Here is a 13146-nt window from a genome sequence, read left to right as displayed (position 1 = left end):
TCTTTGTTTTACAACGAGTTTTCTGAGCTAAAGGTATTAAAGGATTTGAAGGTATTGAATGCTTAAAAACCCCCGGGAGGCCTTGCCGGGGTTGGTTTCAAGGCCAATACGGGCCTGCGCCGCTCGAAAACGGCGTGACTTCGCGTGTGGAGATGGGGCTGTGATGGCCCTGGCATCGCTTTGACGAAACTGCGTCAAATGCCGATATAACGTCAAGCGGGCGGTAGACTGCACAGGCAGGAGAATTGCGATCCATGACCTCACCCACGTTGAAGCCGCCGCAAGCCATCAGTCTGACGCAGATCGCCGAGCAGGCTGAACGCGCCGAGGCCATGATGGGCCAGATCCGTGCCGCGATGCTGGCACCCACGGCGCGCAAGGCGGCGCCGATCTTCAACCTGAGCCAGCTGGCCGCGCTGCTGGGGGCCGAGAAAGGCTCGGTCTCGCACCGCATGGGGCGCGGTGACCTGCCCACCGGCCGGCTCAACGAGGCCGGCAGCCGGCGCGAGTTCACGCTGGCCGAGGTGCGCGCCTGGGTGCGCGAGTATCGCAAGGACCGCCTGCGCCCCGCCGGCGCCGAGGCGGTGACGGTGAGCGTGGGCAACTTCAAGGGCGGTGTCGGCAAGACCACCACTGCGATGACGCTGGCGCAGGGACTGTCGCTGCTGGGGCACCGGGTGCTGGTGATCGACACCGACCCGCAGGGCTCGCTGACCACGCTGTTCGGCATCCTGCCCGACACCGAGGTCGACGAGCGGCAAACCATCCTGCCGCTGGCCATGGGTTCGGAAACCTCGATCCGCTACGCCATCCAGCCCACCTACTGGGACGGCATCGACCTGGTCGCGGCCGCGCCGGTGCTGTTTGGCGCCGAGTTCGCGCTGCCGGCGCGGCAGACCCAGGAGCCGGGCTTCGAGTTCTGGAACGTGCTGCACTACGGGGTGGACGATGTGCGCGCGGAGTACGACGCGATCGTCATCGACACGCCGCCGGCGCTGTCGTACACCACCATCAACGCCTTCATGGCCAGCAACGGCATCGTGATGCCGCTGCCGCCCAATGCGCTGGATTTCGCCTCGGCCTCGCAGTTCTGGTCGCTGTTTTCCGACCTGACCACCGAGCTGCTCAGCCGCCGCGGTCTGGACAAGGACTTCGATTTCATCAGCATCCTGCTGTCGCGCGTGGACAGCTCCGACGCCACCGGCGCCATCGTGCGGCAATGGATCCAGTCGACCTACACCGACAAGGTGCTGCCGGTGGAGATTCCCAAGACCGCGGTCACGGCCACCACCAGCGCCGAGTTCGGCACGGTCTACGACGTCAGCAAGTACGACGGCAGTGCCAAGACCTTCAAGCGGGCACGCGATGCCTACGACCAGTTCGTCAGCCACATCGAGACATCGATCCAGGCCGTCTGGCGCAAGCAGGTGCAGGCCAGCACCATGAACCGGAAGGCGGGGCGCTGAGATGGGCAAGAAGCTGCTGCAAAAGGCGGGATCGATCGGGCTGCCGCCGGCCCTGCCGGTGCGGGCTCGCACGGGCGTGGCGGGCGATGGCACCGCGGCACCCGGGGGCGTGGTGGACGGGGTGGCCGGTGCGGATTTCGACCGCGCGGGCGGCGGCATTGCGGCCGGTGCCGGGCCCGACGCGTCAGGTGCGCACAACGCGGGTGCCGCTGGTGCCACCGGCGGCGCGGGTGGCGTGGGGGGTGTCGGTGTTGCGGGTGGCGCGGCAGGCATGGGCGGGCTGGGCAGCAGGGTGGGCGCCGGCGTCCGCCTGGCCGACCCGGGTCGCGCCAAGACCGCGCCGGGCACCATGCTCGGGTTCATGACCGCGCAGTCGGCGGCGGTGCAAGAGGCCGAGCAACTGCGCGCCCGCCTGGCCGAGTTTGACGGCGCCGCGCCCGCGCGCCGGCTCGATCCGGCCTGCGTGGTGCCCTCGCGCTGGGCCAACCGGCACGAGCGCTCGTTTGGCGATGAAGCCTTTGCCGAGCTCAAGGCCGACATCGCGGCGGCGGGCGGCAACGTGCAGGCCATCAAGGTGCGGCCGCTGCAGTCCGAGGCGGCGCAGGCCCTGGCTCGGAGTGGCGCGGTGGTGCCTGGCCAGGGGGTTGGACTGTCCAACCCCCCTGCCCTGCCCCGCCCGCCGGGCGCGGCCTACGAGATCGTTTTTGGCCATCGGCGCCACCGCGCCTGCCTCGAGCTGGGGTTGCCCGTGCTGGCGGTGGTGGAGACCTTGTCCGAGCAGGATCTGTTCATACAGATGGAGCGCGAGAACCGCGCCCGCAAGGATTTGTCGGCCTGGGAGCAGGGCGTGATGTACGCCCGCGCTCTGGATCAGGGCCTGTATCCGTCGAACCGTCAGCTGGCGCTGGCCATCGGCCGCGACCTGGGCGACGTGGGCAAGGCGCTGTCGCTGGCCCGCCTGCCCCAGGTGGTGGTGGAGGCCTTTGCGTCGCCGCTGGATCTGCAGTTTCGCTGGGCCAAGCCGTTGAGCGATGCCCAGCAGGCCGACCCTGAAGGCCTGGTGGCCCGGGCCGCCGCACTGCGCCTCGAGCGCCAGCCGCTGGCCGCGCGCCAGGTGTTCGAGGCGCTGCTGGCCGCCGGTGGCAGTGCGGTCGGCCAGGCGGCGACCAAGGGGGTTGGACAGTCCAACCCCCTGGCTGCCACCGTGCTCGAGCGCGATGGGCGCACGCTGGCCGTGCTGAGCACCGACGCGCGGCAGCGCACGCATCTGCGCATCGAGGTGCCGCTGGACGACGCCCGTCGCCGCAAGCTGCTCAAGCTGCTGGACAACCTGCTGTCCTGAGAGGCTGAGTCGCCCCCCGGGCAACAACCGGGGCCACAACCGGGGCCATAACCAGGGAAACAACCTGGGAAACAACCGGGGCAGCGCCTGGGGCGGCAAACCGGGGATTCACCGACCAGCCGTCGGCGCGGCGCCGCAACGGCCGCCCCGCCCTCCCCCACCCCACCCCACTCTGGCTCTGGCTCTGGCTCTGGCTCTGGCTCTGGCTCTGGCTCTGGCTCTGGCTCTGCTCGCTGTGCTCGCGCACATCAGCGACGCACGGCGCACGGCCGCACCACCGGCGCTGCCCGGGCCCGCCCGGCAGCAGTTCTTCGATTGGCTCGAGACGCAGCCGGGATTGGCCGGCGCACGCCTGCGGGCCGTGGCGGCCTTGCTGCTGGGGCAGGGCCTGCGCGTGGCCGAACTGGCCGCCGCGCGTGCGGACTGGCTGGTGTGGCCGGACGGGCCGGCAGCGCAGACTGGCGCGCGTGCCACGCCGGCACCGCGACGACCGGCGCAGGCCCCGGGCAGCACGCTGCCCCTGCTGGACGCCGGCACACCCATTGCCGCAGCCATCGCCGCAGCCACTGCCGCCGCCGTTGCCTCACCCGTTGCCGCATGCGTGCTGCAGGTGCACGGCCCCGGCGCGGCAGGGCGTGTGCATGGCGCCCGGGCCGTGGTGCTGCCGGCCGATGTGGCCACCCGCCTGGCCGACTATCTGGCGGCCCGCGAGCAGCCCGGCGCGCCGGCCGCTGTGCCGGCTGGCAGCGGGCTTGAAACCCGGGCTGAAGCGGTTGCGGCGACGGCGCAGGCTGGGATTCAGGCCGTGGGTCAGGCCGAGCATGCGGGCGATCAGCCGTCAGCGGGGGCAGGGCGTGTGGCGCCTGCGCCTGCGCCAGGGCCGGCGGCCAGGCCGCTGATCACCTGCCTGGGCACCGATGCACCGCTGAGTGCCGCGCGGCTGCGGGCGCTGCTGGTGCGGGCGCTGGCCGACTGTGCGGTGGCGGTGGCCACGCACGACGCCCAGACCGCCGCAGCCTTGCGCAGCCCGGGCCTGGTGGCGCTGCGGCGCCGGCCAGCCGAGGGGTTTGCTGCTGTGGTTTAGCGGCCACTTCGAGGCGGGCCGGCGCTGTGCGCTGTGCGCCGTGCGCCGTGCGTCGCTGATGTGCGCGAGCACAGCGAGCAGAGCCAGAGCCAGAGCCAGAGCCAGAGCCAGAGCCAGAGCCAGAGCCAGAGCCAGAGTGGGGTGGGGTGGGCGAGGGCGAGGGCGGCTGTGGCCCGTCCCGGTCGGCCGCCTCGTGCGGCGCTTGCAGCGCGGCCGGCAGCTTGGCCACAGGCGTGCCGGCCACTGGCGTGTGCGAGTCAGGCGTGTGCGACTCAGGCCTGCGGGGCTCGGGCCGGTGCAACTCGAACATGTCGGCCCCCGGTGGGTCGGCCTCAGGCACGTTCTCGCGCAGCGCTTCCAGGGGGTTGTCCTCCAGATAGTGCTGCCGCGTGAGCCAGGCGAACAGGCTGTGCAGCACCGCCATCGCCGTGCTGGCCGAGCGAGCCGACAGGGGCCCTTCAAACGGGCGCCAGGCCGGGCTCCAGCGCGGCGTGCTGCGTGGCGCCAGCCAGGCGGGGTCGGGCTGGCGCACAAAGGCCCGATAGGCGTGCAGATCGGCCTCGTCCAGCGACGACAGCGGCTTGCCGCGGCACTGCGTGGCCCAGACCAGCAGGCGCTCGGCCTCCTTGCGGTAGGCGCGCCAGCTGTGGCTGCCGGCCGGGCGCAATGCCAGCCAGGCCAGCACGGCCTCGCAGTCGTTGCGCGCGGCAATGCGGCAGCGCGCCAGCGGTGCGCGCTGGCTGCCATGCGCGCCGTCGAGCCCGGCCGGCAGCCCGCCATGGGCCAGCGGCTGCAACAGGCCCAGGGCCGGCGGCGGCGCCATCGGCAGGGTCGCGCCCAATGGGCTGCCGTGGCGGAGGCGCGGCGCTGCAGCAGGTGGTGCAGCGTGAGGTGCAGCAGGTGGTGCAGCAGGTGGTGCAGCAGGTGGTGCAGCTGCTGGGCCCGGTGCCGGCCGGGCCGCCGGGCGCTGCGCCGCGGCGGGCCGCGCCAGCGCATGGCGTGGCCAGGCGGTCGAGACCGGCAGCGGCCCCAGGGTGTCGGCGTGCAGCGCCAGCCAGTGCAGGATGCGCTGCGCGCCCACGGCGCCCAGGCGCGGCACCGGCCGGTGCCAGGCCTCGCCATGCGCGCCGATCCAGCGCTGCAGATCCTGCAGCCGTGCGATGCCGCAGGTGGCCAGGCGCGCGGCCACACGCTCGTCCAGCCAGCCGGCCACGGGGTCGGTGGGCTGGGGCGCGCGCAGCACCTGCTGGCCCAGCCACTGCAGGGCCAGCAGCAGGCGTTCACGCAGGCGCTGGCGGCGGCGCGCTGCGCTGCGCGCGTCCACCGCGCCGTGCTCGGCCTGGTACAGCGCCACCAGCTCGGTCTCGCTGTAGAAGTCGGGCGGGTGCTGCGCGCGAAACTGCTCCAGCGTGGGCGCCGCCTGGCGCGGCTCGGCCATGGCCTCGGGATCGCGCCGCAGCAGCGCCGCGATGTCGGGCCGGCCGTGCGATCGCGCCAGCATGCCCAGCTGCTCGCGCAGGCGCCGCAGCTCGGGGCGGGCAGGGCGCACATCGGCGCCCGGGCCCGGGGCCAGAAAACGTTGCCAGGCCGCGGCGGGGGCGATGCCCTCGGCCCAGGCGCGCACAAAGGCCAGCTCGCGCGGGCCGATGCGCGCAGCCGCCCAACCCGGCGGGCGGTCCGGGGCCCTGGGCGTGACGGTGGCCGGCTTCATCGAGAGAGAGGGCGAGGGCTGGGGCAAGGCAGAAGGAGGGCGGACTGGGGCGATGTGCCGGGGCCGGCCGAGCGCGGCCGCAGCGCGACGGCGATCGGGTGGCAGGGCAGGCAAGTGCTTGTGGGCCTTGCTGTTTTTTCCAGCCCCGGTCAGGGCTGGCGAGATTGTCGTAGACAAATCATTGGCATGATAAAAAAATAATCATGTCATTCAATTGGTGCGGTGCGGTGCGGTGCGGTGCGGTGCGGTGCAGGGCAGGGCAGGGCAGGGCAGGGCAGGGCAGGGCAGGGGCAGGGGCAGGGCCGCTGCACCCCGGCGACACCACGGCGCATTGCGCCGGTGTAGCCTCGCCGCTCCATCACCCCTGCCAAGGCGGCCCTGCGCCGTCCGCTGTACCGTCCATGCCCTTGCCGCCGCCCGCCTGTGCACGCCAAGCCTCCCATCAGCGCAGCATCACCGTGCGCTCGTTTGCCCGCGCCGACGGGCTGTGGGACATCGAAGGCCTGCTCACCGATGTGTGGCCTGAGCCGGTGCACAAGGCCGATGGCGTGCTGGCCGGCGGCCAGCCGATGCACGCCATGCACCTGCGGCTGACGGTCGACCGCACGGCCACCATCGTGGCGGCCGAGGCGGCGATGGACGCCGGCCCCTATGACGCCGCCTGCAGCGCCATCGCGCCCGACTACGGGCAGCTGGTGGGCGTGCGTGTGGCGCGCGGCTACAAGGACGCCATCCGCCGCCTGTTCGGCCGCACGGCGGGCTGCACCCATGTCAACGAGCTGGCCGGCGCGATGGGCAGCGCGATCCTGCAGGCCCTGTGGCACGAGCTGGCGCAGGCGCCCGACGAGAAGCCGTTCAGCATCGACGGCTGCCACGCGCTGGCGGCGTCGGGCGCACAGGTGGCGCGCTTTTTCCCGCGCTGGCACCGGCCCGAGCCCGACGCGCCGGGCGCCAGCCCGGCCGCCTGAGCCGCAGACTGGCCGGCTGCCAACCGGCCACCCGGCTCAACCGCCCGACTCAACCGCTCGACTCAACCGCTCGACTCAACCGCCCGGCCTGCCCGCCGGCAGGTGGCGCACGCCAGGGTTTGTCCATGCCGCCCTGGCCCGGATCAGCAGCGACACTGCGGCGGGTTATCGTTGGCATGCGCCGTGCGGGGGAGGGCTGACAGCGTTGGCCGCGCACGGGCACGAACCGGGAGCATCGCCATGGCGTCGATCCTTGCGAAGTGGGGCGCCCGCCGGCCGGCGGCGCGGGCATGGCTGGGCGTGGCATGGCTGGCCCTGGCGCCCGTGGCGCTGGCGCAGCCGGCGGCCACCGCCGTCACGCAGATCGTCGTGGCCACGGTCAACAACGCGCACATGATCGAGATGCAGCGGCTGACGCCGTTCTTCGAGCGCGCCAACCCCGACATCCGGGTCAAGTGGGTCACGCTCGAAGAAGGCATGCTGCGCCAGCGCGTGGCCACCGACGTGGCCCGCGGCCAGGGCGAGTTCGATGTCATGACCATCGGCATGTACGAGGCCCAGGTGTGGGGCCGCAAGGGCTGGCTGCAGCCGATCACGCCGCCGCCCACCTACGACCTGGACGACCTGCTGCCTGCCATCCGCGCCGGCCTGTCGATCGACGGCCGCCTGCAGGCCGCGCCGTTCTACGGCGAAAGCAGCATGCTGATGTACCGCAAGGACCTCACCGACAAGGCCGGCATCCAGTTCGGCGAGCGCCCCACCTGGCGCCAGGTGCGCGAGGCGGCCGAGCGCATCCACGATCCCAAGAACGGCGTCTACGGCATCTGCCTGCGCGGCAAGCCGGGCTGGGGCGACAACATGGCCCTGCTGCTGACCATGGTCAACAGCTTTGGCGGCCAGTGGTTCGACATGGCCTGGCAGCCGCAGATTGAGAGCCGTCCCTGGCGCGAGGCGGTGGCGCTGTACCTCGAGCTGCTCACCCGCTTCGGCCCGCCCGGCTCGGCGGCCAACAGCTACAACGAGATCCTCACGCTGTTTCGCCAGGGGCGCTGCGGCCTGTGGGTGGACGCCACCATCGCCGCCTCGTTCCTGACCGACCCGCGCAGCAGCAAGGTGGCGCGCGATGTCGCGTTCACCCAGGCGCCCTACGCGGTCACGGCCAAGGGCGCCAACTGGCTGTGGGCCTGGTCGCTGGCCGTGCCCACGGCCAGCCAGCGCGGGCCGCAGGCGCAGCGCTTCATCGCCTGGGCCACCTCCAAGGCCTACATCGCGTTGGTGGCGCGTGAAAGCGGCTGGGCCGCGGTGCCCACCGGCACGCGCCAGTCCACCTACGCCCATCCCGAGTTCCGGCGTGTGGCCGGCTTTGCGTCGGCCGAGAAGAAGGCCATCGACAGCGTCAACCCGGCCGACAGCACCCTGCCGCGCAGCCCCTACCAGGGCGTGCAGTACGCGGCGATCCCCGAGTTCCAGACCATCGGCATTGCGGTGGGCCAGCAGATCAGCGCCGCGCTGGCCGGCCGCGTGGGGCTCGAGCAGGCCCTGCGTGCCGCCCAGCAGGCCGCCGAGCGCGAGATGCGTGCGGCCGGCTACTACGGCGGCGCCGCAGCCGCCTCGCGCTGAAGCGCCGCCACCGCAGCATGCTGGCCCGCCTGCCCGATGCGCTGAGCCCGCGCCGCAGCCTGCGCGCGCGGTTTGCGCTGCTGATCGGCGCGAGCGGCCTGGCGCTGGCGCTGCTGTCGGCGCTGGTGCTCGAGCGCACCCAGCGCGCCCAGCTCACCGAGCTGCGCGGCCTGGCCATGCACCGCGAGGCCGTGCTGCTGGGCCGCACGCTCGACAGCGCGCTGCGCCTGCAGCTGCAGCAGCTGCGCGACACCGCCACCCATCCGCTGCTGGCCAGCGGCCTGGTCGAGCCCGGCGATGCCCGCCTGCTGCTGGAGAACCTGCGCGCCCAGCAGCCGGCGCTGGCCTGGCTGGCCATCGTCGATCCGCAGGGCCGCGTGCAGGTGGCCACCAATGCGCTGCTCGAGGGCGCCGATCTGGCGGACGAGCCCTGGTTTGCGCCCGCACGCCAGGCGCCTTATGTGGGCACCCGGCGGCGGGCCGGCCCGCTGACGGCCAGCCTGGGCCTGGTCAACGGCGAGCAGCCGTCGCTGATCGACCTGGGCGTGCCCCTGGTCGACATGCAGGGCCGGCCGCTGGGCGTGCTCGCCGCGCGCCTGCGCTGGGAGTGGCTGGACACGCTGTTCCAGTCGCTGCAGGCCGATGACGAGCGCGCCCAGGGCAGCCAGAGCCTGGTGCTGGGCCGCGACGACAAGGTGCTGCTGGGCCCGCCCGAGCGCCTGGACAGCACGCTGGCCGTCACGCTGAACGCCCAGGCGGTGCGGGCGGTGCTGGACTGGCCGGGCGAGGGCCCCTACCTCAGCGCCTGGGCGCGCGAGCCCGGCGCGGTGGGCCTCACCGTGCTGGTGCGGCAACCCACGGCGCTGGCCTTCCGGGCGGCCGAGCAGCTGAGCCAGCGCCTGCTGCTGCTGGGCGTGCTGGGCACGCTCGGCTTCATCGGCCTGAGCATCTGGCTGGCCGGCCGCGTGGCGCGGCCGATCCAGGAGCTGTCGGCCGCCGCGCTGCGCGTGGTGCACGACGAGCCGCCGCAGTTCGAGACCATTGCGCCGCAGCGCGCCGACGAGGTGGCCGAAGTGGCCCGCGCGCTGCAGACCCTGCATGCCGAGCTGATGCGCCGGCTGGCCGAGCAGCAGCGCGCCCAGGCCCAGCTGCGCGAGCTCAATGCCGGGCTCGAGCAGCGGGTGCTGACGCGCACCGCCGAGCTCAGTGCCGCCAATGCCGAGCTCGACGCCTTTGCCTACGCCGTCTCGCACGATCTGCGCGCGCCGCTGCGCGCCATGAGCGGCTTCTCGCAGGCCCTGCTCGAAGACCACGGCCCGGCACTCGACGCCCAGGCGCAGGCCTACCTGGGCCAGATCATCCAGGCCAGCGCCCGCATGGGCGAGCTGATCGAGGGCCTGCTCACCCTGTCGCGCAGCGTGCGCGGCGTGCTGGGCAGCGGCGAGGTCGATCTCGGCGTGCTGGCCGAGCAGGCCCTGGCCGACCTGCGCCGCGCCGAGCCGCAGCGCGTGGTGCAGGTCAGCCTGGCGCCCGGGCTGCGCGCGCAGGGCGACCGGCGCATGCTGGGCGCGGTGATGGCCAACCTGCTGGGCAATGCCTGGAAGTACACCGCCGGGCGTGCCGACGCGCAGATCGAGGTCGGCATGCGCCAGATCGACGGCGAGCGCTGGTTCTTCGTGCGCGACAACGGCGTGGGCTTCGACATGGCCCACGGTGGCCGCCTGTTCAAGGTGTTTGCCCGGCTGCACCGGCAAGACGAGTTTCCCGGCCTGGGCATCGGCCTGGCCACGGTGCAGCGCATCATCCACCGCCATGGCGGCCGCGTCATGGCAGAGTCGGCCCTCGGCGCCGGCGCCACCTTCCGCTTCACGCTGCCCGAGCGGCCACCGCCGCTGCCCACTGAAAGTGCCTGAGCCATGAGCGAACGCGTCATTCTTCTGGTCGAGGACAACCCGCAGGACGAGATGCTGACCCTGCGCGCGCTCACCCGCGCCCGCGTGGCCAACCGCATCGACGTGGTGCGCGACGGCCAGCAGGCGCTCGACTACCTGTTCCGTGAAGGCGAGTACCTCGAGCGTCCGGGCCCCGACCGGCCCACCGTGGTGCTGCTCGACATCGGCCTGCCGCGGCTCACCGGCCTGGAGGTGCTGGCCCGGCTGCGCGCCGACGAACGCACCCGGCTGCTGCCGGTGGTGATCCTGACCTCGTCCGACGAAGACAGCGACCGCATGGCCAGCTACCAGGGCGGGGCCAACAGCTTCGTGCGCAAGCCGCTGGCCTTTGGCGACTTTGCCGAAACCGTGGCCCGCCTGGGTGTCTACTGGCTGGCCACCAACGAGCCGCTGATGCGTGACTGACATGTCGCCGCCGCCCGCCGACGGCCGCCCGCAGGGCGAGGCCGAGCGCATCCTGATCGTCGAGGACGTCGAGGCCGACTTCCGCCTGCTGCAGCGCCATCTGCAGCGCCAGGGCCTGGGGGGCGGCTGCCGCCAGGTGTGCAGCCTGGCCGAGATCGAGCAGGCCCTGCGCGACGGCGGCTGGCAGGTGGTGCTGGTCGATCACCAGGTGCCCGGCGTCACCTTCGATGCCCTGCTGCTGCGCCTGCGCCGCGAACTGCCCGAGGTGCCGGTGATCCTGGTCTCGGGCACCATCGGCGAGGAGCTGGCGGTCGACCTGCTGCACCAGGGCGTGTCGGACTTCGTCTTCAAGGACCGGCTGGCGCGCCTGGTGCCGGCCATCGAGCGCTGCCTGGACGATGTGCGCCGCCGCCGCGAGGCGGTGCTGGCCGCCCGGGCGCTGGCCGACAGCGAGGCCTTCAGCCGCACCATGCTCGGATCGCTGGTCGATGGCCTGTTCGTGGCCCAGGACCGCCGCTTCGTCTTTGCCAACCCGGCGCTGCCGGCCATGCTGGGCCACAGCGTGGCCAACTTTGCCGGCAGCCGCTTCGAGGACGTGGTGGCGCCCGAATCGCTGGCGCTGTGGGACGAGCGTTTTGCCCAGCGTGTGCGGCCCGAGGCGCCCGAGCCCGAGCGCCAGTACGACGTGGCCTTCATGCACCGCGACGGCCACTACCTGTGGCTCGAGCTGCGCGCCACGCGCTTTGATTACCACGGCCGGCCGGCCGTGCTGGGCCTGCTGCGCGACACCACCGAGCGCCGCCGCATCGTGGCCGAGCTCGAGCAGCACCGCCACCACCTCGAGGCGCTGGTGGAAGAGCGCACGCACAAGGCCGAGTCGGCCTACCGGGCCAAGAGCGCGTTCCTGGCCAACATGAGCCACGAGATCCGCACGCCGCTCAATGCCATCAGCGGCATGGTGCACATCCTGCAGCGCGGCGCGCTCGACGACGGCCAGCGCAACAACCTGCTGATCATCGACCGCGCGGCCCAGCACCTGCTGAGCCTGGTCAACGATGTGCTCGACCTGTCCAAGGTCGAGTCGGGCAAGCTCACGCTGGAGGCCATCGACTTCGACCTCGACGCGCTGCTCGAGCATGCGCTGGGCCTGGTGGCCGAACGTGCCCGCGAAAAAGGCCTGTGCCTGGCGCTCGACAACCAGGCCGCCGGCCAGCACCTGCGCGGCGACCCCACGCGCCTGACCCAGCTGCTGCTCAACCTGCTGGGCAATGCGGTCAAGTTCACCGACTCGGGCGAGGTGCGCCTGCGCTGCGGCATCGACCTGGCCGAGCCCGACCGGCCCATCCTCACGCTGGAAGTGAGCGACACCGGCATCGGCATCGGTGCCGACCGGCTGGCCCAGCTGTTCAGCCCCTTCGAGCAGGCCGACAGCTCCACCACCCGGCGCTATGGCGGCACCGGCCTGGGCCTGGCCATCTGCCGCCACCTGGCCGAGCTGATGGACGGCACGATCAGCGTGCACAGCCAGAGCGGGCAGGGCAGCCGCTTCGTGGCGCAGCTGCGCCTGCACGCCGCCGGCGCGGCGCTGCCGCTCACGCCCGGCAGCACGGCGCTGGCGCCCGACATGGCCGCGCTGGAGCAGGCGCTGCGCAGCCGCCATGGCGGCACCCGGGTGCTGGTGGCCGAGGATAACGAGGTCAACCAGCTCGTGGCGCGCGAGGTGCTGCTGGCCGCCGGCCTGCTGGTGGACGTGGCCGACAACGGCCAGCAGGCGGTCGAGCTGGCCCAGCGCGAGAGCTACGCGGCCATTCTGATGGACGTGCAGATGCCGGTGCTGGATGGCCTGCAGGCCACGCGCATGCTGCGCCGCCTGCCGGCCACCGCCGGCGTGCCGGTGATCGCGATGACCGCCAACGCCTTTGGCGAAGACCGTGCGGCCTGCCTGGCCGCCGGCATGGACGACCACCTGGCCAAGCCGGTGGCGGTGGACCGGCTGTATGCGCTGCTGCTGCGCTGGCTGCCCGACGCCGCGCGTGCCGCCCTGCCACGGCCCGCCGCGGCGCCGGCCGAGGCCGTGCCGAGCGGGCGCAGCGCCGGCGTGGCGCCGGCCGGGCTGCCGGTGGGCCTGGCCCATGTGGCCGGGCTGCAGGCCGATGCCGGGCTGGCGCAGTTTGGCCACAGCGCCTCGTTCTACCGGCGCGGGCTGCAGCAGTTTGTCGAGCAGTACGGTGCCGGCCTGTCCGGGCTGGGCCAGGCCTCGCCCGAGCGGCCGCCCGGACCGCGGCCGGTGCTGTGCGCCCGGCTGCGCGCGCTGCAGGCCGCGGCCGCCACGCTGGGCGCCAATGCGCTGGCGGCGCAGGCGCTGTCGCTGGAGTCGCGCCTGCAGAGTGCGCTGGGCGTCGATGCCGACGAGGAGCGCCAGCTCGCGCTGCGCGTGGCCACGCTGCAGGCCGATCTGCGCCAGCTGACCCAGGCCCTGGCCGAGTGCCTGGACCGCTGGCCCGGCACCATGCCATGAGCCGCCGACCGAGCTGCCGACCGAGCCGCCCGGGCCACCGCCGGCAGCGACGGCTAACCCTGCCGATGAACGGCCGTTGA

At 72.9% G+C, this 13146-nt stretch carries 9 protein-coding genes; 7 read left to right on the top strand and 2 right to left on the bottom strand.

Annotation, left to right across the window (positions count from 1 at the left end; genetic code table 11):
* The first annotated feature begins 254 nt into the window (after window positions 1-254).
* Entirely contained in the window at window positions 255-1466 is a 1212-nt protein-coding gene (locus tag N4G63_RS27085; RefSeq protein ID WP_314600430.1) for an AAA family ATPase, read from the top strand.
* A gap of 1 nt (window position 1467) precedes the next feature.
* A complete protein-coding gene (locus N4G63_RS27080; protein WP_314600429.1) occupies window positions 1468-2808 on the top strand; it encodes a ParB/RepB/Spo0J family partition protein in 1341 nt (446 codons plus the stop codon).
* Between the two features lie 583 nt (window positions 2809-3391).
* Here N4G63_RS27080 and N4G63_RS27075 read toward each other — a convergent pair.
* Both N4G63_RS27075 and N4G63_RS27070 read right to left on the bottom strand, forming a co-directional pair.
* A complete protein-coding gene (locus N4G63_RS27075; protein ID WP_314600428.1) occupies window positions 3392-3631 on the bottom strand; it encodes a hypothetical protein in 240 nt (79 codons plus the stop codon).
* Window positions 3632-3707: 76 nt separating this feature from the next.
* Window positions 3708-5630 carry a phage integrase family protein gene (locus N4G63_RS27070; RefSeq protein ID WP_314600427.1) on the bottom strand — a complete coding sequence of 641 codons (1923 nt, stop codon included), beginning with the start codon at window positions 5628-5630 and terminating at the stop codon, window positions 3708-3710.
* A 431-nt stretch (window positions 5631-6061) separates the two neighbouring features.
* Here N4G63_RS27070 and N4G63_RS27065 point away from each other — a divergent pair, with 431 nt between their 5' ends.
* The 5 genes from N4G63_RS27065 to N4G63_RS27045 all read left to right on the top strand — a co-directional run bounded on the left by N4G63_RS27065 (window position 6062) and on the right by N4G63_RS27045 (window position 13066).
* Window positions 6062-6571, top strand: coding sequence for a DUF2889 domain-containing protein (locus tag N4G63_RS27065; RefSeq protein ID WP_314600426.1), 510 nt, complete (start codon window positions 6062-6064; stop codon window positions 6569-6571).
* Window positions 6572-6811: 240 nt separating this feature from the next.
* Entirely contained in the window at window positions 6812-8191 is a 1380-nt protein-coding gene (locus N4G63_RS27060) for an ABC transporter substrate-binding protein (RefSeq protein WP_314600425.1), read from the top strand.
* Between the two features lie 17 nt (window positions 8192-8208).
* Entirely contained in the window at window positions 8209-10104 is a 1896-nt protein-coding gene (locus N4G63_RS27055) for a sensor histidine kinase (protein WP_260791441.1), read from the top strand.
* A gap of 3 nt (window positions 10105-10107) precedes the next feature.
* The gene (locus N4G63_RS27050) at window positions 10108-10548 is read left to right on the top strand and encodes a response regulator (RefSeq protein WP_260791440.1); all 441 of its coding nucleotides are present in this window, start codon (window positions 10108-10110) and stop codon (window positions 10546-10548) included.
* A 1-nt stretch (window position 10549) separates the two neighbouring features.
* Window positions 10550-13066 carry a response regulator gene (locus tag N4G63_RS27045; protein WP_314600424.1) on the top strand — a complete coding sequence of 839 codons (2517 nt, stop codon included), beginning with the start codon at window positions 10550-10552 and terminating at the stop codon, window positions 13064-13066.
* The last annotated feature ends 80 nt before the right edge of the window (window positions 13067-13146 follow it).

It is taken from the genome of Aquabacterium sp. OR-4 (genome assembly GCF_025290835.2).
In the GTDB taxonomy this organism is placed as follows: domain Bacteria; phylum Pseudomonadota; class Gammaproteobacteria; order Burkholderiales; family Burkholderiaceae_C; genus Pseudaquabacterium.
This window is presented reverse-complemented; position numbering and strand designations above follow the sequence as displayed.